Annotated in this window: 17 protein-coding genes; 12 read left to right on the top strand and 5 right to left on the bottom strand. The window is 67.9% G+C overall.

The features are described 5' to 3' along the window. Positions 1–106 precede the first annotated feature (106 nt). The 7 genes from QE360_RS00310 to QE360_RS00280 all read left to right on the top strand — a co-directional run bounded on the left by QE360_RS00310 (position 107) and on the right by QE360_RS00280 (position 8,973). A complete protein-coding gene (locus QE360_RS00310) occupies positions 107–958 on the top strand; it encodes a TorF family putative porin (protein ID WP_309698386.1) in 852 nt (283 codons plus the stop codon). Between the two features lie 108 nt (positions 959–1,066). After that, positions 1,067–1,156, top strand: coding sequence for a K(+)-transporting ATPase subunit F (gene kdpF / locus QE360_RS00305; protein WP_307104195.1), 90 nt, complete (start codon positions 1,067–1,069; stop codon positions 1,154–1,156). A 13-nt stretch (positions 1,157–1,169) separates the two neighbouring features. Then, the gene (gene kdpA, locus QE360_RS00300; RefSeq protein ID WP_309698383.1) at positions 1,170–2,873 is read left to right on the top strand and encodes a potassium-transporting ATPase subunit KdpA; all 1,704 of its coding nucleotides are present in this window, start codon (positions 1,170–1,172) and stop codon (positions 2,871–2,873) included. 15 nt (positions 2,874–2,888) lie between these two features. Continuing rightward, positions 2,889–4,925: a potassium-transporting ATPase subunit KdpB gene (gene kdpB / locus QE360_RS00295; protein WP_309698381.1), complete on the top strand. Its 2,037-nt coding sequence runs from the start codon at positions 2,889–2,891 to the stop codon at positions 4,923–4,925. A 129-nt stretch (positions 4,926–5,054) separates the two neighbouring features. Then, entirely contained in the window at positions 5,055–5,627 is a 573-nt protein-coding gene (gene kdpC / locus QE360_RS00290) for a potassium-transporting ATPase subunit KdpC (protein WP_309698378.1), read from the top strand. Then, the gene (locus QE360_RS00285) at positions 5,624–8,290 is read left to right on the top strand and encodes a sensor histidine kinase KdpD (RefSeq protein ID WP_309698375.1); all 2,667 of its coding nucleotides are present in this window, start codon (positions 5,624–5,626) and stop codon (positions 8,288–8,290) included. The genes kdpC and QE360_RS00285 overlap by 4 nt, the downstream gene beginning before the upstream one ends. Continuing rightward, complete coding sequence (locus tag QE360_RS00280) at positions 8,290–8,973, top strand: response regulator transcription factor (RefSeq protein WP_309698373.1); 684 nt, start codon at positions 8,290–8,292, stop codon at positions 8,971–8,973. Before QE360_RS00285 ends, QE360_RS00280 begins: the two co-directional genes overlap by 1 nt. 175 nt (positions 8,974–9,148) lie before the next feature. On the opposite strand, the gene map is transcribed toward QE360_RS00280, so the two are convergent. From map to QE360_RS00255, 5 genes are all read right to left on the bottom strand, one after another. Further along, positions 9,149–9,913: a type I methionyl aminopeptidase gene (gene map / locus QE360_RS00275; protein ID WP_309698371.1), complete on the bottom strand. Its 765-nt coding sequence runs from the start codon at positions 9,911–9,913 to the stop codon at positions 9,149–9,151. Between the two features lies 1 nt (position 9,914). Beyond that, positions 9,915–10,121, bottom strand: coding sequence for a ParD-like family protein (locus QE360_RS00270; RefSeq protein WP_307104209.1), 207 nt, complete (start codon positions 10,119–10,121; stop codon positions 9,915–9,917). Positions 10,122–10,164: 43 nt separating this feature from the next. Continuing rightward, a complete protein-coding gene (locus QE360_RS00265; protein WP_309698369.1) occupies positions 10,165–10,530 on the bottom strand; it encodes a YbaN family protein in 366 nt (121 codons plus the stop codon). Positions 10,531–10,735: 205 nt separating this feature from the next. Further along, on the bottom strand, positions 10,736–12,856 hold the full coding sequence (locus tag QE360_RS00260) for a S9 family peptidase (protein ID WP_309698367.1): 2,121 nt from the start codon (positions 12,854–12,856) through the stop codon (positions 10,736–10,738). 64 nt (positions 12,857–12,920) lie between these two features. Beyond that, the gene (locus QE360_RS00255) at positions 12,921–13,472 is read right to left on the bottom strand and encodes a TetR family transcriptional regulator (RefSeq protein ID WP_309698365.1); all 552 of its coding nucleotides are present in this window, start codon (positions 13,470–13,472) and stop codon (positions 12,921–12,923) included. Between the two features lie 195 nt (positions 13,473–13,667). Here QE360_RS00255 and QE360_RS00250 point away from each other — a divergent pair, with 195 nt between their 5' ends. The 5 genes from QE360_RS00250 (at position 13,668) to QE360_RS00230 (ending at position 22,126) form a co-directional block, all read left to right on the top strand. Next, the gene (locus tag QE360_RS00250; RefSeq protein ID WP_309698363.1) at positions 13,668–15,839 is read left to right on the top strand and encodes a TonB-dependent receptor domain-containing protein; all 2,172 of its coding nucleotides are present in this window, start codon (positions 13,668–13,670) and stop codon (positions 15,837–15,839) included. A gap of 116 nt (positions 15,840–15,955) precedes the next feature. After that, positions 15,956–17,803: a methyl-accepting chemotaxis protein gene (locus QE360_RS00245; protein ID WP_309698361.1), complete on the top strand. Its 1,848-nt coding sequence runs from the start codon at positions 15,956–15,958 to the stop codon at positions 17,801–17,803. 147 nt (positions 17,804–17,950) lie between these two features. Beyond that, a complete protein-coding gene (locus tag QE360_RS00240) occupies positions 17,951–19,636 on the top strand; it encodes an ABC transporter ATP-binding protein (RefSeq protein WP_309698359.1) in 1,686 nt (561 codons plus the stop codon). Next, a complete protein-coding gene (locus tag QE360_RS00235; RefSeq protein ID WP_309698357.1) occupies positions 19,620–20,693 on the top strand; it encodes an HlyD family efflux transporter periplasmic adaptor subunit in 1,074 nt (357 codons plus the stop codon). The genes QE360_RS00240 and QE360_RS00235 overlap by 17 nt, the downstream gene beginning before the upstream one ends. Beyond that, a complete protein-coding gene (locus tag QE360_RS00230) occupies positions 20,690–22,126 on the top strand; it encodes a TolC family protein (RefSeq protein WP_309698355.1) in 1,437 nt (478 codons plus the stop codon). Before QE360_RS00235 ends, QE360_RS00230 begins: the two co-directional genes overlap by 4 nt. Positions 22,127–22,295: the final 169 nt, after the last annotated feature.

Raw genomic sequence — 22,295 nt, 5'->3', positions numbered from 1 at the left:
ATGCGAAACCGGGCAATCGCCCTCGCATTGCTACGCCGCCCAGGCCTAATTGCCCGGCCCTGGAGGTCGCCCATTTCTTCGCGGCGGCCTGTCCATAGGGGCCTATATGAAGACCATCACCATTTGCGCCGCCACGGCGCTGTTCGTGTTTCCGGCCGCCGCATCGGCGCAGACCGCTGAAACCGCGCCGCCGCCGCCCGTGACGGTCAGCGGTTCGGCCGCGATCGTCTCCGACTATCGCCTGCGCGGCATTTCGCAGTCGGACGAACATATGGCGGTGCAGGGCGGCATCACGCTGACCCATGAGAGCGGTGCCTATGTCGGCACCTGGGCGTCGAACCTGGCGGGGTGGGGAACCTTCGGCGGCGCGAACATGGAGCTGGACCTGATCGGCGGGTACAAGACCCGGATCAGCCCGACCGGCACGCTCGACGTCGGACTGACCTGGTACATGTATCCGGGCGGCGCGAACAAGACCGACTATGCCGAACCCTTCGCCAAGTTGTCGGGCACGACCGGCCCGGTCTCGCTGACCGCCGGAGTCGCCTATGCGCCCAAGCAGCAGGCGATCGGCAAATGGTATGACAATGGCGCCAGTGCGGCGGCGGGCGTTTACGACCATCCCGGCGCGAAGAGCGACAATCTGTATCTCTGGGGCGATGGCGCGGCGGCGATCCAGGGCACGCCGATCACCGCCAAGGCGCATATCGGCCATAGCTGGGGCATGGACGGCCTCGGCCCCAATGCCACCGCGCCGACACCGACCGGCGATTATTGGGACTGGTCGCTGGGTGCGGACACGACGTGGCGCAACCTGACGCTGGGTCTGGCTTGGGTCGACACCGACATTTCCGACCGCAAGGCCGCCTATCTGCGGCCGAGCTTCAGCAAGGGGCAGGACGGCACCGGCAATATCGCGGGCAGCACCTTCCTCGCCACCCTCATCGCTGCCTTCTGAGGAGCCGCGATATGGACGATCTGATCTGGTTGCTGGTCATGGCCGGGCTGGTGGCGGCGACGCTCGCCTATGCTCGCCTGTGCGACCACGCGTGAGGAGGGCCGAGCCTTGACCCTCGACCTCTGGCTGACGGCGCTGACTGCGCTCGGCCTTCTCGTCTATCTGGTGGCGGTGCTGATCCGCCCCGAACGCTTCTGAAGGAGGCGGCATCATGACGCTTCAAGGATGGGCCCTGATCCTGGGCTTCGTCGCGATCCTGCTCGCGCTGACCAAGCCGGTCGGCGCGTGGCTGTTCGCGCTTTATGAGGGGCGGCGCACGCCGCTTCACACCGTGCTCGGCCCCGTCGAGCGCGGCTTCTACGCGCTGTCGGGCATCGACCCGGAGGCGCAGCAGGGCTGGCGCCGCTATGCGCTGCACATGCTGATCTTCAACGTCGCGTTGATGGTCCTGACCTATGCGGTGCTGCGCCTCCAATTCTACCTGCCGGGCAATCCGCAGGGGCTGGCCGGGCTGACCCCGCATCTGGCGTTCAATACCGCGATCAGCTTCACCACCAACACCAACTGGCAAAGCTATGCGGGCGAGGCGACCATGTCGAACCTGTCCCAGATGCTGGGCCTGGCCATCCACAATTTCCTGTCGGCGGCGACCGGCATCGCGCTGGCGTTCGCGCTGTTCCGCGGCTTTGCGGGGCGCGAGACGAAGAATCTCGGCAATTTCTGGGCCGATGTGACGCGGATCACCCTGTACCTGCTGCTGCCGATTTGCGTCGTCTACACTCTGTTCCTGATCGCCAGCGGCGTGCCGCAGACCATGGCGGGCGTCGTCAATATCGACACGCTGGAGGGTGTGCGCCAGTCGATCCTGCTCGGACCCGTCGCGAGCCAGGAAGCGATCAAGATGCTCGGCACCAATGGTGGCGGCTTCTTCAACGCCAACAGCGCGCATCCATTCGAGAACCCGACCGCGCTCACCAATTTCGTCCAGATGCTGTCGATCTTCGTCATCGGCTTCGGCCTGACCTGGTGCTTCGGCAAGGCGGTCGGCAATACGCGGCAGGGCTGGGCGATCCTGGCCGCGATGGTCCTGCTGTTCCTGGGCGGCGCGACCGTGGCCTATTGGGCGGAAGCGGCGGGCAACCCCGTGCTGCACCAGCTCGGCGTCGCAGGGAGCAATATGGAGGGCAAGGAGGTCCGCTTCGGCGTGGCCGCCTCGGCGCTGTTCGCGGCGGTCACCACGGCGGCATCGTGCGGCGCGGTCAATGCGATGCATGACAGCTTCACGGCCCTTGGCGGCATGATCCCGCTGTTCAACATGCAGCTGGGCGAGGTCGTCATCGGCGGCGTCGGTGCAGGCATCTATGGCTTCCTGCTGTTCGCCATCCTGGCGGTGTTCGTCGCAGGGCTGATGGTCGGCCGTACGCCCGAATATGTCGGCAAGAAGATCGAGAGCCGCGAGGTGAAGCTCGCCGTCCTCGCCATCGCCGTCCTGCCGCTGTTCATCCTGGGGCTGACCGCTTTGTCCTGCGTGACGGGGCAGGGGCTGGCCGGGCCGCTCAACAAGGGGCCGCATGGTTTCGGCGAAATCCTCTATGCCTTCACCAGCGCGGTGGCGAACAACGGCTCGGCCTTTGCGGGCCTGACCGCCTCTACCCCTTGGTATGACGGTCTGCTGGGCGTCGCCATGTGGGTTGGCCGCTTCTTCATCATCGTGCCGATGCTCGCCATTGCGGGCAGCCTGGCGGCGAAGAAGCATGTCCCTGCCTCGGCGGGCTCCTTCCCGACCACGGGTGTGCTGTGGATCGGTCTGCTTGTCGGCATCGTGCTGGTGCTGGGCGGCCTGACCTTCCTGCCGAGCCTCGCCCTTGGTCCCATCGCCGATCATCTCGCGATGATCCGCGGTCAACTCTTCTGATCGGGAGCGCCATTCATGGCCAATTCCCCTACCAAGAGCCTGTTTACCGCCGAGCTGGTGCTCCCGGCGATCAAGGCCTCGTTCGTCAAACTCAATCCGCGCGAGCTGATCCGCAACCCGGTGATGTTCGTGACCGCGGTGGTCGCCGCGTTGCTGACCGTGCTGCTCGTCGTCGGGCATGACGGGCTGACCACCGGGTTCAAGCTGCAACTGGTCGTCTGGCTATGGCTGACCGTGTTGTTCGGCACCTTCGCCGAGGCGCTGGCGGAAGGCCGGGGCAAGGCGCAGGCCGCGTCCCTGCGCGCCGCCAAGGCCGAGCTGGCCGCCAAGCGGCTGAAGGGCGCTGGCCAGGAGTGGGAGAATGTCCCCGCCAGCGCGCTGAAGATCGGCGATGTGGTGCTGGTCGAGACCGGCGACCTGATCCCCTCGGACGGCGAGGTCGTCGCGGGCGTCGCCAGCGTCAACGAAGCCGCGATCACCGGCGAGAGCGCGCCCGTCATCCGCGAGGCGGGCGGCGACCGTTCGGCGGTGACGGCGGGCACGCGCGTTATCTCCGACGAGATCCGGGTGAAGGTGACGGTCAATCCGGGCCAGGGCTTCCTCGACCGCATGATCGCGCTGGTCGAGGGCGCCGAGCGTCAGAAGACGCCGAACGAGGTGGCGCTGACCATATTGCTCGTCGGCCTGACCATCATCTTCCTGATCGCGGTCGGCACCATTCCGGGCTTCGCGTCCTTTGCGGGGGGCAGCATCCCGGTGGCGATCCTGGCCGCTCTGCTCATCACCCTGATCCCGACGACCATCGCCGCTTTGCTGTCGGCGATCGGCATTGCGGGCATGGACCGGCTAGTCCGCTTCAACGTGCTCGCCAAGTCGGGCCGTGCGGTCGAGGCGGCGGGTGATGTCGACGTGCTGCTGCTCGACAAGACGGGCACCATCACCATCGGCGACCGTCAGGCGAGCGAGTTCCGCAGCCTCGGCGGCTCGGACGTGGATGCGCTGGCCGAGGCGGCGCTGATGGCCAGCCTGGCGGACGAAACGCCCGAAGGCCGTTCGATCGTCGTCCTGGCGCGCGAGCAGTTCGGGGTGTCGGTCGCCAGCCTGCCCGCCAATGCCGAGATCATCCCCTTCACCGCCCAGACCCGAATCTCGGGCGTGAGGATCGGTGATCGGCTGATCCAGAAGGGCGCGGTCGACTCGATCCTGCGCGCCCATCCGGGTGTGGGGGAGACGGCGGCGGCGACCCAGCTGCGCCGCATCACTGACGAGATCGCGCGCGCCGGTGGTACGCCCTTGGCGGTGGCCGAGAACGGCCGGTTGCTCGGCGCCATCTTCCTGAAGGACGTGGTCAAGGCGGGCATCCGCGAACGTTTCGGCGAGCTGCGTCGTATGGGCATCCGCACGGTGATGATCACCGGCGACAACCCCCTGACAGCCGCCGCCATCGCCGCCGAGGCGGGCGTGGACGACTTCCTCGCGCAAGCGACGCCCGAGGACAAGCTGGCGCTGATCCGCAAGGAGCAGCAGGGCGGCAAGCTGGTCGCGATGTGCGGCGACGGCACCAACGATGCGCCCGCGCTCGCCCAGGCGGATGTCGGCGTGGCGATGAACACCGGCACCCAGGCTGCGCGCGAGGCGGGGAACATGGTCGACCTCGACAGCGATCCGACCAAGCTGATCGAGGTCGTCGGCCTCGGCAAGCAGCTGCTGATGACGCGCGGGGCGCTGACGACCTTCTCGGTCGCCAACGACGTGGCGAAGTATTTCGCGATCATCCCGGCGATGTTCGTGGCGCTCTATCCCGGCCTCGGCGTGCTGAACGTCATGGGACTGGCGACGCCGCAATCGGCGATCCTGTCGGCGATCATCTTCAACGCGCTGATCATCCCGCTGCTCGTGCCGCTGGCGCTGAAGGGCGTCGCCTACAAGCCGATGGGGGCGGGGCCGCTGCTGGCGCGCAACCTCGCCATCTATGGCCTGGGCGGCCTGATCGCGCCGTTCGTCGGCATCAAGATCATCGACCTTGTGGTCGGTGGCCTGGGACTGGCGTGAGCTGAGGGCAAAAGCCCCTCCCCTTCAGGGGAGGGGTTGGGGTGGGGCGTCGCCGCGAACGAAGCGCTTGTGGAAAGGCCCCACCCCCTACCCCTCCCCTGAAGGGGAGGGGCTTGGAAAGGAAATACCATGAATACCGACATCACAACCGCATTACGGCCCGCGATCGTCATGACGATCCTGTTCGCGGTCCTGCTCGGATTGGTCTATCCTCTGGCGATGACCGGCATCGGACAGACGATCTTCCCGCATCAGGCCAATGGCAGTTTGGTGCGGGTCGGGGGGCGCGTAATCGGCTCCGAGGTCGTCGGGCAGGCGTTCGTCAGCGACCGCTATTTCCAGACGCGTCCCTCGGCGGCGGGCAAGGGCTATGACGGGCTCGCCTCGTCGGGCTCGAACCTGGGGCCGACCTCGCAGGCGCTGGCCGACCGGGTGAAGGCCGATGTCGCCAGGCGTCGGGCCGAAGGTGTGATGGGCGATATGCCCGCCGACCTCGTCACCGCCAGCGGATCGGGTCTCGACCCCGATCTGTCGCCCGAAGCCGCACTGGCGCAGGCCGCCCGCATCGCCCGCGTCCGTGGCCTGGGCGTCGAGCGGGTTCGCGCGCTGGTCGTCGCCACGACCGAGGGTTCGGTGCTGGGCGACCCCCATGTCAACGTCCTCGCCCTCAACCGCGCGCTGGACGCAACGCCCGCGCGATGACGGGAGGCGAGCCGCGCCCCGACCCCGACGCCCTGCTGCGCGCCGCCGAGCGTGAGGGGCGCGGCCGCCTGAAGATCTTCCTTGGGGCAGCCCCTGGCGTCGGCAAGACGTTCGAGATGCTTTCCGAGGGGGCCGCCCGCCGCCGCGACGGCGTCGACGTCGTCGTCGCGGTGGTCGAGACGCACGGCCGGGTTGAGACCGAGGCGCTGGTGCGCGGCCAGGAGGTCATGCCCCGCCGCGCCGTGCCCTATGAAGGGCGGACGCTGCACGAGATGGACATCGACGCCGTCCTCGCCCGCGCGCCGCGCCTCGCGCTGGTCGACGAACTGGCGCATACCAATGCGCCGGGCAGCCGCCACCCCAAACGCTATCAGGATGTCGAGGAACTGCTGGCGGCGGGGATCGACGTCTATTCGACGGTCAATATCCAGCATGTCGAAAGCTTGAATGACGTCGTCGCCAGCTTCACCCGCGTCCGCGTGCGCGAGACGGTGCCCGACCGCATCCTGGAGGCCGCCGAGATCGAGGTGGTCGACATCCCCCCCGACGAACTGATCGAGCGGCTGAAGGCGGGCAAGGTCTATCTGTCGCAGGAAGCGACGCGGGCGCTGTCGCATTTCTTTTCCAAGTCCAACCTGTCGGCGTTGCGCGAACTGGCGCTCAGGCGGGCGGCGCAGGCGGTCGATGCGCAGATGCTCGACCATGTCCGCAGCCTTGGCGTCGGCGGGCAATGGGCGGCGGGCGAGCGGCTGGTCGTCGCGGTCAGCGAACTGCCCGGTGCCGACGAACTGGTCCGCGCCGCCAAGCGCGCGGCCGATGCCCTGCGCGCACCCTGGACCGCCCTGTTCATCGACACGCCGCGCACCGCGACCCTGGGCGAGGCGCAGCACCGGCGGCTGGCCGCGACGATGACGCTGGCGACGCAGCTCGGCGCGGCAGTCGCCACCGTGCCCGCGCCCGGAGTGGTCGAGGGCATCCGCGCCTTCCTGGCCGACGCCCGCGCCACCCAGCTGGTCGTCGGCAAGGCCAAGCGCTCGCGTTGGTTCGAACTGCGCCACGGCTCGGTCGTCGACCGGTTGGTGCGCGAGACGCCGGGCGTCACCGTCCATGTCCTCCCCGTCGGCGAGGCCCCGGTCGAGCGCGAGCGAACCCGGCGACGCGGGCAATGGGGCTCGCCCACCGGCTATGGCCTGACGCTGCTCGGCGTGGCCTTGGTGACGGGCTTGGCGAGCGCGCTGTTCCATATCCTCAACCTAGGCAATGTCGCGCTGCTCTATCTGCTGCCCGTCATGGCGGCGGCGAGCCTGTACGGCCTGCGCACCGGGCTGTTCGCGGGGATCGCGTCGAGCCTTGCCTATAATTTCTTCTTCCTGCCCCCGGTGGGCACGCTGAGCGTCAGCAATCCCGAGAATGTCATCTCGATCTTCGTCCTGTTGGGCGTCGCGGTCGCGACCAGCCAGCTGACCTCGCGCGTGCGGGCGCAGGCCGACCTCGCGGCGAGCAGCGCACGCGACAATGCGACGCTGGCGGGCTTCCTCCATCGGCTCAGCGGCCTCGCCGACCCGGCCGAGGCGGCGCGCGTGATCTGCGAAGACATTGCCCGGCTGTTCGAGGTGCAGGCCGTCCTGCTCACCCCGTCGCCCGCCGGGCTGGCGGTGCAGACGGCGACCAAGCCCGATTACCGGCTGGAGACGATGGAAATGGCCGCCGCGCACTGGGCCTTCGACACGGGCACGCCGGCGGGCAAGGGTTCGGCGACGCTGGCCGCGTCCGAATGGCTGTTCCAGCCGCTCAAGGCGGGCAACCGGACGCTCGCCGTTCTCGGGCTGGCGCGTGAGGCGGGGGGCGAGCCGGTGCGCGCCGACCGCCTGCCGCTGCTGACCGGGCTGATCGATCAGGCCGCCTTGATCCTCGAACGGTTGCGGCTGGAAGCGGAGGTGCGCGATGTCGATGCGGTGCGCACCCGTGACCGGCTGCGGGCGGCGCTGCTCTCCTCGGTCAGCCATGATCTGCGCACGCCGCTGACTGCGGTGATGGCCGCCGCCGCGCAGTTGCGGCAGGGCGCGACGCCGGACCTGATCGCGACCATCGAGGGGGAGGCGGCGCGGCTCAACCGCTTCGTCGCCAATCTGCTCGACATGGCGCGGGTCGAAGCGGGGGCGCTCAAGCTGAAGATCGAGGCGATCGACCTGAGCGATGCGGTGACGGGCGCGGCGCATGACGCCCGCCGCGCGCTGGAGGGGCATGCCGTGCGGCTCGACGTGCCGCCCGACCTGCCTTTGGTGCGCGCCGATCCGCAACTGCTGCACCATTGCCTGCTCAACCTGCTCGACAATGCCGGGCGCTATGGCGATCCGGGGACCGAGATCGTGATCGAGGGGCGGCATCGCCACGGCAGCTTGCGCCTCTCGGTGCTGGATCATGGCCCCGGCCTGCCGCCGGGCCGCGAGGCCGAGGTGTTCGAGACGTTCCGGCGGCTGGAGGGATCGGACCGGGTAGCGGGCGGCACCGGCCTGGGCCTCGCCATCGTCAAGGCCTTTGCGGAGGCGATGGGTCTGAGCGTAGAGGCGGGCAATCGCGACGATGAAAGCGGTGCGGCCTTCGCCCTCGTCTTTCCGCGCGACCTGATCATGCGCGACGGCGCGCCGGAGGGAATGGCCTGATGCCCGCGACGATATTGGTGGTGGACGACGAAGTCGCGATCCGCCGCCTGCTGCGCAACACGTTGGAGCAGGCGGGGCACCGCGTGGTCGAAGCGCGCGATGGCCGCGATGCGCTGGCACGTGCGGCGGCCGAGCATCCCGATGCGGTGCTGCTGGACCTGGGGCTGCCCGATCGCGACGGGCTGGGCCTGATCCCGCTGCTGCGTGCGGCAGAGCGGGTGGTGCTGGTCGTCTCGGCGCGCGACGCGACCGACGAGAAGGTCGCCGCGCTCGACCTGGGTGCGGACGATTATGTGACCAAGCCGTTCGACAGCGAGGAACTGCTCGCCCGCCTGCGGGTCGCGCTGCGCCATGCGCGTGCGGCGGAGGCGGCACCGAGCGTGGTGCGGACCGGCGATCTGGCGATCGATCTCGACCGGCGCTTGGTAACGCGCGGGGGGGAGGAACAGCATCTGACCCGCAAGGAATATGACGTGCTGGCGGTGCTGGCGCGCCATCCCGGCCGGGTGGTGACGCATGACCGGATCATCGACGCGGCCTGGGGCGGGGACGAGGACCCGCGCATCGACTACTTGCGCATCGTGGTGCGCAACCTGCGCCAGAAGCTGGAAGCACCGCAGCCGGTCGGAAGCGTGATCGCGAACGAACTCGGCGTGGGGTATCGGTTGCGGGTGGAGGGGTAAGAACGCCCTGTTCCCCGGCGAAGGCCGGGGCCCAGTTGCAACGAACAGCGTGGCGCGCCAGCCGATGAGGGGGAGGCCATAGCGACCGCGTCGCTGATGCCTCCCACGCATTGCCGTGCGCCCCACGGGCCGTACCGAAACTGGGCCCCGGCCTCCGCCGGGGTACGAGCGTAAGTCAGCCGACCTTCTCACCCGCCCGCAACGTCAGCACCTCGACCCCGGTCTTCGTCACCGCGACGGTATGTTCGAACTGCGCCGACAGCTTCCCGTCGTCTGTCACCACCGTCCAGCCATCCTCGCCGGTCGACACCTTGTGCCTCCCCTGGTTGATCATCGGCTCGATGGTGAAGGTCATCCCCTCGCGCAGCACCGCGCCGGTTCCCGGCCGTCCGAAGTGCAGCACATTGGGTTCCTCGTGCATCTCGCGCCCGATGCCATGGCCGCAATAGTCGCGCACCACCGAATAGCCGTTCGCCTTGGCATGTTTCTCGATCGCCGCGCCGACATCGCCCAGCCGTGCGCCGGGCCGGACCTGGCGGATGCCCTTCCACATCGCCTCCTGCGCGACGCGGACCAGCCGCCTCGCGCCGGGCGCGACCTCGCCGACCATATAGGTCTTGCTGGAATCGGCGATGAAGCCGTTCTTTTCCAGCGTTGTGTCGAGATTGACGATGTCGCCGTCTTTGATCACGTCCTCCGCACTCGGCACGCCGTGGCAGACGACCTGGTTGATCGAGCTGTTGAGCACATAGGCAAAGCCATATTGCCCCTTGCTCGCGGGCCGGGCCGACAGGTCGTGGGTGATGAAATGCTCCACCCTATCGTTGATCGCTAGCGTCGACATGCCCGCCAGCGTCAGCCCGTCGAGCATCTCGAAAACCTGGGCGAGCAGCCGTCCCGACACGCGCATCAGCGCCAGCTCGTCCGCCGTCTTCACCATGTCAGGCGACCATCGGCTGGGGCAGGGCGGCATCGGCAGCGGCCATCTGCGCCTTCACGATGTCATGGAAGCTGAGCGTCGGATTGGCCTCGGCCAGCATGCCCATCTTCATCCAGAATTCGGCCTGTGCGTTGATCGAGCGGCACATGACCGTGCTCGCGCGGCGGACCTCTTCATGGAGGTGATCGTCGATTTTGACTATGCCCATATACGAAGCATATACGGTTCATATATTACTGGCGCAACCGCGTTCAGTAGCGCGCGGTCGGGCGGCTTAGGACGAAGCCCGCACAGCCCGCCATCACCACCCCGACCAGCAGCGCCAGCGGCCAGTGCGGGGCGGCCGTCAGCCAGAACAGGCCATAGCCCAGCGCCATGCCGCCGCACGCCATGGCCTTGCCCTTGACCCCGATCGCGCCGTCCCGTCGCCAGGCCCGCAGGGTCGGGCCGAAGCGCGGATGATCGAGCAGCCACGCCTCCAGCCGGGGCGACGAGCGCGCGAAACAGCCCGCCGCCAGGATCAGGAAGATCGTCGTCGGCATCAGCGGCAGGATCGCCCCGATCACGCCGAGCGCGACGAACAGCAATCCCAGGACAAGCCAGCCGAGCCGTATCATGTGTGATGCGTAGCGGGGTGTGGGGGTGGGGGGAAGGGTTCTATCCTTGACCGGTATCGCTTGGGGCTATTCCCTCCCCCAGCCCCTCCCGCCTGCGGGAGGGGAGTTAGAAGAGCATTCGCTCGCCACCCGTACCTTACGAACTCCCCTCCCGCAGGCGGGAGGGGTTGGGGGAGGGCAGGCCGCAAGGCGAAAACCTCGGAAATTACGACCCCGCCACGCCCAGTTGCGACAGCATGAATGCCTGCCACTCGGCATTCTGGCGGATGCGCTCGAACCGCCCCGACTTGCCGCCATGCCCGGCCTCCATATTCACCCGGAACAGCAGCGGGTTGGCGTCGGTCTTCGTCGCGCGCAATTTGGCAACCCATTTGGCGGGTTCGTAATATTGCACCTGGCTGTCCCACAGCCCGGTGCCGACATAGAGCGCCGGATAGGCCTTGGCCGCCACATTGTCATAGGGCGAATAGCTGAGCATATAATCATAATAGGGCTTGTTCGCCGGATTGCCCCACTCGTCATATTCGAAGGTCGTCAGCGGGATCGAGGCGTCGAGCATCGTCGTCACCACGTCGACGAAGGGCACCTGTGCGATGATGACCTTGTAATCCTGCGGCGCCATGTTCGCGACCCCGCCCATCAGCAGCCCGCCCGCACTGCCGCCCATCGCCGCGACCCGGCCGGGCGCGGCATATTTCTGCGCCACGAGATAGCGGGTGACGTCGATGAAGTCGGTGAAGCTGTTCTTCTTGTTCAGCAAATGGCCGTCATCATACCATCCGCGCCCCATTTCCTGGCCGCCGCGGATATGCGCGATGGCATAGACCACGCCGCGGTCGAGCAGTCCGATCCGCCCCGGATCGACCCCCGGATCGGTTGAAATGCCATAGCTGCCATAGGCATATTGGAAGAGCGGCGCGGTGCCGTCGCGCTTCACGTCGCGGCGATAGACCAGCGAGACGGGTATGCGCGTTCCGTCGCGGGCCGGGGCCCAGACGCGTTCGGTGACGTAGCGGCTGGGATCATAGCCGGGCACCGGCGTCACCTTGAGCGTCCGGCGCTCGCCGGTGCGGGCATTGACCTCAAAGGTCGTGGTCGGCGTGACCAGCGAGCCATAGGTATAGCGGACCCAGGGCGTATCCGGCTCCTCGTTGGTCGACAGGCCCATGCGATAGGCGGGTTCATCCGCCTTGACCGGGATCGACTTGCCCGCATCGGTCAGCAGGCGGATCATCCGGTTGCCGCCCTCGCGCTGGTCGATCGCGACGAACCCCTGGAACGGCTTGAAATCCTCGATGAACACGGTGTCGCTGCCGGGCACCAGATCGCGCCAGGCGGCGACCCCCCTGGCCATGTCGGCATCGGCCAGCGTCGCCAGCTTGTAGTTCTTGGCGCCGCGATTGGTGCGGATGATCCAGCGATGGCCCAGATGGTCGGGGCTGTAACGGAACTCGCTCTCGCGCGGGGCGATGACGGTGAAGCGGGTGGGCGCGGTCGCCGGTGCGCAGCGTTGCTCGTCGCTGACCGTGCTCTGGACGCCGATGCAGATATAGCGATCGTCGGTCGTCCGGCCGATGCCCATCTGGAAGGTGTCGTCCTTCTCCTCATAGAGCATGCGGTCGTCGCCGACCGGCGTGCCCAGCCGATGCGCCATGACCCGATAGCCGCGCAGCGTCACCGGGTCCTTGGCGATATAGAGGATGGTGCGGTTGTCATCGGCCCAGACGATGTTGGGCTCGATATTGGTCACGGTGTCGGCGAGGATGCGGCCGGTCGCGATATCCTTGACCTTCAAGACATATTGCCGCCGCCCGACCGTATCCTCGGCCCAGGCGACCATCTTGTTGTCCGGGCTGACCGACCAGTCGGACAGTGAAAAGAAATTGTGGTCCTTCGCCATGGCGGGCTGGTCGAAGAGAAGGGTGGCGGGGGCGCTCTGGCTGCCCTGCCGACGCTCGATCAGCGGATAGTCGGCACCGGTCACGAAGCGCGAGGAATACCAATAGCCGTTCTTGCGATACGGGACGCTGCTGTCGTCCTGTTTGATATGCGCGACCGTCTCGTCATAGAGCCGGGTCTGGAGCGGCTTGAGCCCGGCCAGTTGCGCATCGGCATAGGCGTTCTCGGCATTGAGATAGGCGAGCATCTCCGGATTCTTGCGGGTGTCGTCGCGCAGCCAGTAATAATCATCCTCGCGCGCGCCGTTGGGCGAGGGCACCTGATAGGGCTTCTTCGCGGCAACGGGCGGGCGGACCGGAGCCTCCTGCGCCATGGCCGGGATCGCCAGCGCGACCAGGCTTGCCGCCGCCATCCAACGCATCGTCATTCGCTTCCCCCCGATCGATCCATGGGGGGCAGGATGGCGGGGCCTGCGCGCCGGTGCAAGCCCGTCAGGGCGCCGCGATCCGGTGGACGATGGTGCGAATGGCCTCCCGGTCGAGCGGATCGCGATCGATCGAGTTGTGGATGCCGATCCCCTCGACCAGCGCATCCAGCGCGCGCGCGGTCAGCGGGTCGAAGAAACGCTCCAGCGCGGCGCGGCTGTTGTTCATCCATCCCTGCATCACGGTCGAGACCGAGGGGTGGCGCGCGGCAAAGGCATAGAGTTCATAGCTCAGCAGCAGCGTGCGCGGCTCCGCCCAGACCGACCCCGCGATGATGTCGATGATCGCCTCGCGCGCGCTATCCGCATCGCTGGCCCGCGCCATATGCGCGGCGAAGGCGGCGGAGGAACGCTCGGCCAGCTGGACGAAGGCGGTGGTCAGCAATTCCTCCAGCGAGGCGAAATAATAGGTGACCGACCCTAGAGGCACCGCCGCCGCCGCCGCGATCCGGCGATGCGTGGTCCCCGGCACGCCCTGCTCGGCGACGACATCCAGCGTCGCGTCGATGATGCGTTGCCGCCGTTCGGGATCGTTCCGTCGTGCCTCGCCGCCTGCCACACCACACTCCCTGCCGCTCGATGGCGGGTCGTACACGGCTTGCCGCCGATGCGACAGGCACGCCGCGCGATCCTTCGCCTGCCATGAAAGAATTTGGGGGCAGGGCGGACAATTGTTCGTTGGTGCGCCGCTTTCCACTGCGATAGCCAAACAGTGCTCCGCAAGAGGGAGCGTCGCCATTCTCGCAGGTTCGCCATGTCTTCGTTCGTGCATGCCGCATGTCCGATCCCGCAACGTCGATCATGGCTCGCCCGGCTGACGTCGGGTATTTCCCTCGCGCTGGTCGCGCCGGGTATCGTGCTGGCCCAGACCTCGCCGCTCCCGCCGCCATCCAAGGGGGAGGACAAGGAGGTACTGGTGCGGGGCCGCCGCCTGCCCGCCAAGCGGACGCTGGAGGGTGTGGTCTATTCCACCGCCGATCGTGTCCAGGGCGAGGGCGGAAGCGCGGTCGACCTCCTTAACACCATCCCCTCGGTCCATATCGCGCCGGATGGGCGGGTGACGATGCGCGGCAGCGACAAGGTCCGCATCCTTATCGACGGACGCCCTTCCGCCGCGCTGAATGGCCCGGAACGGGTCATGGCGTTGGAGGCATTGTCGGGCGGGTCGATCGAGTCGGTGGAATTGCTGACCAACCCTTCGGTCCGCTACGACGCGAATGGCGGCATGATCCTGAACATCCGCCTGAAGAAGCCGAAAGAGGAGGGGTTGCGCGGCAAACTCGCCGCCAGTGCCGGCGGTCGCGGCCGCCGGACACTGTCCGCCAACGGCACGTTGCGGTCGGGCCGGTGGAAGGCGTCAATCGATACCGCCCTGCGGCAGGATGTGCGGCTTACCACCGTCCGCGATGATCGGCGTCTGTTGGATCGCGACGGCGGCGAGATCGGTCGATTTGCCACGGTCGCGCGCTTTACCCCGACGTTCAGCCGATCGGCCAGTCTTACCGGCACCCTATCCTATACCGCGACCGCCAACGCCGAGATCGGACTGGAGGCGATGGGCTCACGCGGGACGCCGATCAATACCGTATTCGAGGATCATCGCGACCGACTGCGTGACGGTGTGACGGCCCTCTATCGGCGCGTCCGGGGCGGAACCTATTGGAACGACGCGCGCGACGTTTCGCTCTATTACCGGGAAAAGGTGGCGGCCGACCGTCCGTCCCTGTCGGTCGAGGCGCAGCATAGCGAGACGGGGCTGCGGTGGGACCGTCCCTTCACCACGATCCATGACAGCCCGGTACGACCGGCTTCGGGTCAGATCGTCCTGTTCCGCAGCCGCTCGACCATCGACCGCGTCGCCATCGACCATAGCCTGCCGCTCGGCAAACGGTGGACGCTGCAATCGGGGGCGGAGTGGAAACGCGAGGGGGAACGGGTCGCGAACGGCGCGGCGGCCTTCGACCCCGCCCAGGCGGGCGCGCTTCCCATGCCGTCGCTCGCCACCTTCGATGGCGTTCAGACCATCGCGGCCATCCATGCTGCGGCAGCCTATCGTGACCAGGACTGGGCGATCGAAGCGGGGACACGGGTAGAGGCTATTCGCATTACGGCCGCGACCTCACCCGAAGCGACGTCGGTACGGCGCAGGGGCGCGGGATTTGCGCATCGCTTGTCGGTCACGCATGACCTGGGACGCGACCATCTCGCGTTTCGCATGTCGCGCAGCCGCGAGCGGATCGATCCGACCGAGCTTAGCCCGGTCGTCGTGACCATCGATCCGCAGAACCTGTTGATCGGCAATCCGCTGCTCCGCCCGCAGGACGTCACGGGTGTCGAGGTCGAATATGGCTTCGACCATGCGGGCTTTCGGGCGACGGCAACGCTCTATTCGCGGCGGACCGACCGGTTGATCGGAAACTCCTATGTGTTCCAGTCGGACAATGTCCTGCTTCGCATCGCGCGTAACAACGGCACATGGCATTCGGTCGGGGGAGAGGTCGTGCTGTCGGGCCCCGTCGTTGGGACGCTGCGATATTCGCTGACGGGGAATTTGCGGACCGACTGGACGGCGAGCGGCGATCAGGCGGGCACGTATCGCGCCGCGCTTCTGAGCTATGCGCTCCAGGGCTCGCTCGACTGGCAGGCGACGCACCGCGACACATTGCGTGTCGACGCCGACCGGCAAGGGCCGGAGCTGATTCCGCTGGGCCCCCGGACCGGCACCAGCGCGGTCAATCTGGTCTGGCGGCACAAGATTTCCCCGCGCTGGTCCACATCGCTGACCGCGCGCGGCCTGGTGCAGGACAGCGCGATCCGCACGGTGATCCGGACGCCACTGGCGATCGCCGTGAACGATCGCATCACCGATACCCGCGCGATCCTTTTCGGCCTGTCCCATGACTGGGGGCGAAGGCGGCAGCGGTGACGCTTCGGCACGGGTAGGGTTTGATTGCAAAGGTTTTTGTTAACCCGGCATGTCTATCGTCCCACGCCACTATGCGGGGGCATGGCGACGAATTCGAGGGACACAGGGAGTTTGCAATGAAGAACCTGCGGATCGGTACGAAGCTGATAAGCTGCTTCGCCGTCGTGCTGGTGGCCTTGCTGATCGTCGGCGGGCTGTCCATTCGCAATCAGACCGCCCTGAGCGCCAATGCCGCCGACATCGCCCAGCGGCTGGCACGTCTCCAGAAGCTGACCCACAGCATCGATACGCAGACGTCGAACACCCGCGCCGAGGAAATGACCCATATCGTCAGCACCTCGCCCGAGGTGATGGACGCGCATGAAAAGGCGATGCGCAAGGCGGCCGACATGATCAACACGTCGCTGGTGAAGGTCGCGTCGCTGGAACAGGACCCGACCGCGAAGGCCGCCATGCAGGACTTCGCCGCCGTCTGGCAACGCTATTTCGACCATGTCCCCGCCACGATCGCCCTGTCCCGCCAGGGTGAGGTCGCCGCGGCGCAGGCCAGCGCGCTGACCGAGGTCAAGGACTATGACGCGCAGAACGCCGCGCTCGGCCGGGCGGAGGAAGCCTATACCGCCGCGATGGACGCGGCGCGTGCCAAGGCGGATTCGATCGCCTCGACCGGGCGACTGATCACCCTCGCGATGATCCTAGCGGCGGTGGCGCTGACGGTGGCGCTGCTCGTGCTGTTGATCCGCCAGATCGCCAAGCCGTTGGGCACGATGACCGAAGCGATGGGCCGACTGGCGGCGGGCGACATGCATGTGTCCGTCCCCGAAGCCGATCGCCGCGACGAGGTCGGCGATCTGGCCCAGGCGATGACCCGGTTCCGCGACCAGCTCGCGGCGGCGGAGCGCGCCAAGGCTGAGCAGACCACGCTGATCGTCGACAGCATCGGCCATGGCCTGTCGGAACTGGCGCGCGGCGACCTGCTGACCCGGATCGACACGCAGCTGACCGGCCCGTTCGCCAAGCTGAAGACCGATTTCAACGCCGCCGCCGAGGCCTTGCAGGACGCGCTGGGCCGGGTGTCGACCGCCGTGTCGGGCATCAACGGCGGCGCGAGTGAGATCCGCACCGCCTCCGACGACCTGTCGATGCGCACCGAGCAGCAGGCGGCGAGCCTGGAGGAAACCGCCTCGGCGATGGACGAGATCACCGCGACGATGCGCTCGACCGTCGAGCGGACCGCCAGCGCCAATGCGGCGGTGCGCAACGCGCGCGAGCTGGTCGAGCGGTCGGGGGGCATCGTCCGCAACGCGGTCGAGGCGATGAGCGGTATCGAGCGGCGGTCCAACGAAATCTCCGAGATCATCGGCGTCATCGACGGCATCGCCTTCCAGACCAATCTCCTCGCGCTGAACGCCGGTGTCGAAGCGGCGCGCGCGGGCGATGCGGGCAAGGGCTTCGCCGTCGTCGCCTCCGAAGTCCGCGCACTGGCGCAACGTTCGGCCGACGCCGCCAAGGACGTCAAGGACCGGATCAGCGCTTCGTCCGAACAGGTGGCCGAGGGTGTCCGTCTGGTCGGCGAAACCGGGGACGCGCTGACCGGCATCATCGACCGGATCGTCGAGGTCAGTAACCTGGTCGGCGAGATCGCCAGCGCCGCCGAACAGCAGGCGGCCGGGCTCCAGCAGGTCAATACCGCGGTCGGCGAGATGGACAGCGTGACCCAGCAGAATGCCGCGATGGTCGAGGAAGCGACCGCCGCCGCGCGCAGCCTGGCGGCGGAAGCCGATGGCCTGGCCAACCAGATCGCCCGTTTCCGCATCGGGCCCCCCGCGCCCGCGCCGACCTCGCCGGTCCATGCGCTTCAGGACCGGGTGGCAACCGCGGCACCGCGCATCCGCAGCAGCGCCCCGGCGCCGCGTGTCCAGGGCAATGTCGCGCTGGCCGACGATGACTGGGATGCCTTCTGATCCGTCCGTCTCGCTGCGGTCGTGCAGGAAGGCATGATGGGAAAAACGACATAGATTAGGCCGCTTCGTACCTTTCTTTACGCCGCAGAAACGATCCAGAAAAATTTCGGTGCGATGGGGCGCGTCGAAACGGAAAAGGGGGCCTTCGTGGCAGCGAAGCGGTTGGGATTTCGGGACGCGGTCGGCTGGCTGGCGCAGATCATGGGGCCGGACGCGGCCTATGTGCGGCTGGGCATGGTCTATACCATCGCGATCAGCCTGTTGGCGCTGGCCACGCCCATCTCGGTCCAGCTGCTGATCAACAGCGTGGCCAACACCGCGATGCCCGCCCCGCTTTGGGCTCTGTCGGGCGTGCTGCTGTTGTTGCTCCTGCTGGTCGCGGGGCTCAGCGCGCTCCGGGTGTGGATCATGGCCGCGTTCGAGCGCCGCCTGTTCTCGCGCGTGGTGGCCGAGGTCACGCTGCGCGCGGTGCATGCGCAGGACCCGTTCTTCGCCGACGGCAATCGCGGCGACCTGTTCAATCGCTTCTTCGATCTGGTCGTCGTCCAGAAATCGGTGCCCAGCCTGGTGATCGGGGCGTTCACCATCATGTTGCAGGCGGCGATCGGGCTGACGATCACCAGCTTCTACCACCCGGTCTTCCTGGCCTTCAACGCCGTGCTGGTAGCGGCGGTGCTGCTCGTCTGGCTGCTCTGGCGGCGCGGGGCGATCAGCGGCGCGGTCGCGCTCAGCCATGCCAAGCACAATGCCGCGCGCTGGCTGGAGAGCGTCGGCGGATCGAACGGCTTCTACAAGTCGCTGCGCCACCTCGACTTCGCGATGGCGCGGTCGGAGGCGATGACCGCCAGCTATGTCGACACGCATCGCCGCTATTTCCGCTATCAGTTCGCGCAGACGATCGCGTTCCTGCTGATCTATGCCTTTGCCAGCGCCGGGTTGCTGCTGCTGGGCGGGATGCTGATCCTGCGCGGGCAATTGTCGCTGGGCCAGCTGGTCGCCGCCGAGCTGATCCTGTCGGGCGTCTTCTACGGCATTTCGCAGCTCGGCTTGTACCTCGACACCTTCTACGACCTGGTCGCCAGTTCCGAGGAGCTGTCGCTGCTGTTCGCCATTCCGCAGGAGCCAAAGGTGCTGGGCGACAACGGCCCGCGCGACGGCGCGGTGAAGATGACCGATGTCCGGTTCGACCAGGCGCGGTACAATCTGACCCTGGCGGCGGGCGAGCAGCTCGTCACCGTCGCCGAACCCGGCGCGGAGCGGCGGCTGGCCATGTTGTTGAAACGGCATGTGGTGCCCGAACGCGGGCTGGTGCGGATCGGCGGCAGCGATCTGGGGTCGTTCGACATGTACCATCTGCGCTCGGACGTGACGGTGCTCGACCGTTCGACCATCGTCGAGGTCACGATCCGCGAATATCTGCGCCTGGCTTCGGGTGAACGTGCCGAGGATGCGATGGCGGCGCTCGCCATGGTCGGGCTCGAGCGGCGCCTGGCCAGCCTGCCGCAGGGTCTGGACACCCTGCTCGGCTCGACCGGCTATCCGCTCAGCGTCGGAGAGACCATGGCGTTGAAGCTGGCCAATGCGCTGCTCGTCCGGCCCCGGCTGTTGCTGCTCGGCCAGTTGTTCGACCTGTTGCCGCCGCAGCGGCTGCTGGCGGCGCTGCGCCTGCTGAAGACGCATGGCACCACCGTGTTGCTCTGCACCGGCCGACCCGAGGATCTGACGCTGGACGGGTATCTCTATCTGGGCCTGACCGAACAGCGGCGCTTCGACCATCTCGCCGATCTTCAGGCCGCCAATCGTCAGGAGGGTGGCGATGTCGCATCTGCCTGAGCATCTCGCGCATTTCCGCACCCTGGCCTCGCTGCGTCCGCCGCGCGTGGCGGTGGCCATCGCCTGGATCCTGACGGTCGGCATCGCGGTGGTGGTCTTCATCCTGTTCGCGGTGCCATGGCTCCAGACCGCGCAGGGGCGGGGGCAGGTCGTCGCGCTCGACCCGGAGGACCGCGCGCAGGACGTGACCGCGCTGGTCCCCGGACGGGTCGAGCGCTGGTATGTCCAGGACGGCCAGCCGGTGAAGCGCGGCGACCCGATCGCGCGCATCGTCGATCTCGACCCCAACCTGCTGTCGCGCCTGGCCGCCGAGCGTGCGCAGGTCGAGGCGGAGATCGCGTCGGTCCGCCAGTCGCAGGCGGTGGCGCAGATCGACGTCAACCGCACCCGCCAGCTGTTCGCCGAAGGGCTGGCCTCGCGGCGCGACTATGAACAGGCGCAGATCAAGGTGTCCGACTCCGGGGCCAAGCTGGCGGAGTCGCGCGCCAAGCTCAACCGGATCGACGTCCAGCTGAACCGCCAGTCGGCCCAGCTCGTCCGCGCCCCGCGCGACGGCCGTATCCAGAATTTGAACGCCACCGCCGGTGGTGCGCTGGTGTCCGCCGGGACGGCGCTGGCGGTGGTCGCGCCGGAACAGGTCGAACGCGCGGTCGAGCTGATGATCGACGGTCGCGACGTGCCGCTGTTGCGCCCCGGCCGCCCGGTGCGGCTGGAGTTCGAGGGGTGGCCCGCGATCCAGTTCAGCGGCTGGCCATCGGTCGCCTACGGCTTTTTCGACGGCCGCATCCGCAGCATCGACCCGACCGCCAACGCCCAGGGGCTGTTCCGCATCCTGGTCGAGCCGGTGCCGGGAAAGCCCGCCTGGCCCGAGCGGCGCTTCGTCCGGCTGGGCGGCAAGGTGCAGGGCTGGGTGCAGGGGGAAACGGTCAGCGTCGGCTATGAACTCTGGCGCCAGCTGAACGACTTCCCGCTGGAACTCGGCAAGGTAGCGACCGACAAGGCCACCGAGAAGGAGGACGACAAGAAGATCGCGGCCAAGGCGGGCAAGCCCAAATGATCCGGCCGCTGCTGATCCTGTCGATGCTCGCCGCGCCCGCCACGGCACAGCGGATCCAGCCCAACCCGGTGCCGGTGCAGGCCACCGGCGCGGGGCCGCTGACCCTGGACGAGGTGCTGCGCGCCTCCGCCCGCGCAGCGCCGCAGATCGTCGAGGCGCTGGCCAAGGTCCGCGCGGCCGAGGGGCGGGCCCTGACCGCGAACGGCGCGTTCGACACGGTGTTCGAGGCGGAGGGCCGGTCACGCACGCTGGGCTATTATGACGGCACCGTCGCCTCGGCCACCGCGACCCGTCCGCTGGGCGACAATGGCGGCTATGTCTATGGCGGCTACCGCGTCAGCCGGGGCGATTTCCCGGTCTATGAGAATCAGAACTATACCAACCGCCTGGGCGAGGTGAAGGTCGGCGCGCTCTATTCGCTGCTGCGCGACCGGCTGGTGGACGAGCGTCGGACCCGCCGCACGCTGGCCTCGGGCGATATCGACATTGCGCGGTTCGAGCGCGAGGCGGTGGCGATCGGGGTGCAGCGGCGCGCGATCGACGCCTATCAGAACTGGGTGGCGGCGGGCCTGCGGCTGCGCGCCTATCGCGACCTGCTGGCGCTGTCCGAGAGCCGTCGCGGCGGCCTGGCGCGTCAGGTCCAGCTGGGCGCGCGGCCCGACATATTGCTGGCGGAGAACGACCAGAATCTCGTGCGCCGCCGGGCGCTGGTGGTGCGGGCGGAGGGCGATTTCCAGGCGGCGGCCAATGCGCTGTCGCTCTATTTCCGCGATGCGGCGGGCGAGCCGCTGCTGGTCGGACCGGACCGTCTGCCGCAAGGGGCCGAGGCGCTGTCGGGGGTCGCGGCGGCCGCGCGCGCCGACTTCGCGCAGCAGCGGCCCGACATCCAGATGCTGCTGGCGCGGATCGACCAGGGGACGGCGCGGCTGGCCCTGGCGCAGAACGACCTGCGCCCCCGGCTCGACCTGCGGGGCGAAGCGGGCAAGGATATCGGCCCGGTCGGGCTGGGCGGACCGTCGCGCACCCCGCTGGAGGCGGCGGTCGGCTTTCGCTTCTCGCTGCCGCTCCAGAACCGCGCGGCCAAGGGTCGGATCGCGGAGGCGCAGGCGGAGATGGACGCGCTGGCGGCGCGCAGCCGGTTCCTGCGCGACCAGATCGCGGTCGAGGTGGAAGGGATATTGATCGGCGTCGGCGCCGCCGAGAAGCTGGCCGGGATCGCCGACCAGGAGCGGCAACTGGCCGAGCGGCTCGCGGCGGCCGAGCGGCGCCGCTTCGAACTGGGATCGAGCGACTTCTTCCTGGTCAACCAGCGCGAGGAAACCGCCAATGACGCCCGTGTCCGCCTGATCGACGCCCAGGCCCGGATCGCCGCCGCGCGCGCCGAACTGGCCAGCGCCACCGCCGATCGCGCTGCGCTGGGGCTCGACCCCTAGGTCGGATCGACATTCAGGATTGCGTCTTCTTTCCTCTCTCCTGGAAAGGGGAGAGGGTTAGCGAAGCTTGCCAGCCTGCTGGCTAGCGCAGCTTGGGTGAGGGGTTGAGCGAGCCCAAGGGCTCGCGCGCTGCGCGCATTCACCCCTCACCCAGCTCCGACTAAGCCTT

It is taken from the genome of Sphingomonas sp. SORGH_AS_0789 (assembly GCF_031453055.1).
GTDB lineage: Bacteria > Pseudomonadota > Alphaproteobacteria > Sphingomonadales > Sphingomonadaceae > Sphingomonas.
This window is presented reverse-complemented; position numbering and strand designations above follow the sequence as displayed.

Bases quoted from the DNA above. Each gene is read 5' to 3' on its own strand.
- QE360_RS00265 (WP_309698369.1), bottom strand. From the start codon at position 10,530: ATGATACGGCTCGGCTGGCTTGTCCTGGGATTGCTGTTCGTCGCGCTC.
- kdpA (WP_309698383.1), top strand. From the start codon at position 1,170: ATGACGCTTCAAGGATGGGCCCTGATCCTGGGCTTCGTCGCGATCCTG.
- QE360_RS00250 (WP_309698363.1), top strand. From the start codon at position 13,668: ATGTCTTCGTTCGTGCATGCCGCATGTCCGATCCCGCAACGTCGATCA.
- QE360_RS00245 (WP_309698361.1), top strand. From the start codon at position 15,956: ATGAAGAACCTGCGGATCGGTACGAAGCTGATAAGCTGCTTCGCCGTC.
- QE360_RS00310 (WP_309698386.1), top strand. From the start codon at position 107: ATGAAGACCATCACCATTTGCGCCGCCACGGCGCTGTTCGTGTTTCCG.
- QE360_RS00235 (WP_309698357.1), top strand. From the start codon at position 19,620: ATGTCGCATCTGCCTGAGCATCTCGCGCATTTCCGCACCCTGGCCTCG.
- QE360_RS00280 (WP_309698373.1), top strand. From the start codon at position 8,290: ATGCCCGCGACGATATTGGTGGTGGACGACGAAGTCGCGATCCGCCGC.
- QE360_RS00285 (WP_309698375.1), top strand. From the start codon at position 5,624: ATGACGGGAGGCGAGCCGCGCCCCGACCCCGACGCCCTGCTGCGCGCC.
- QE360_RS00270 (WP_307104209.1), bottom strand. From the start codon at position 10,121: ATGGGCATAGTCAAAATCGACGATCACCTCCATGAAGAGGTCCGCCGC.
- map (WP_309698371.1), bottom strand. From the start codon at position 9,913: ATGGTGAAGACGGCGGACGAGCTGGCGCTGATGCGCGTGTCGGGACGG.
- QE360_RS00260 (WP_309698367.1), bottom strand. From the start codon at position 12,856: ATGACGATGCGTTGGATGGCGGCGGCAAGCCTGGTCGCGCTGGCGATC.
- kdpB (WP_309698381.1), top strand. From the start codon at position 2,889: ATGGCCAATTCCCCTACCAAGAGCCTGTTTACCGCCGAGCTGGTGCTC.
- kdpC (WP_309698378.1), top strand. From the start codon at position 5,055: ATGAATACCGACATCACAACCGCATTACGGCCCGCGATCGTCATGACG.
- QE360_RS00230 (WP_309698355.1), top strand. From the start codon at position 20,690: ATGATCCGGCCGCTGCTGATCCTGTCGATGCTCGCCGCGCCCGCCACG.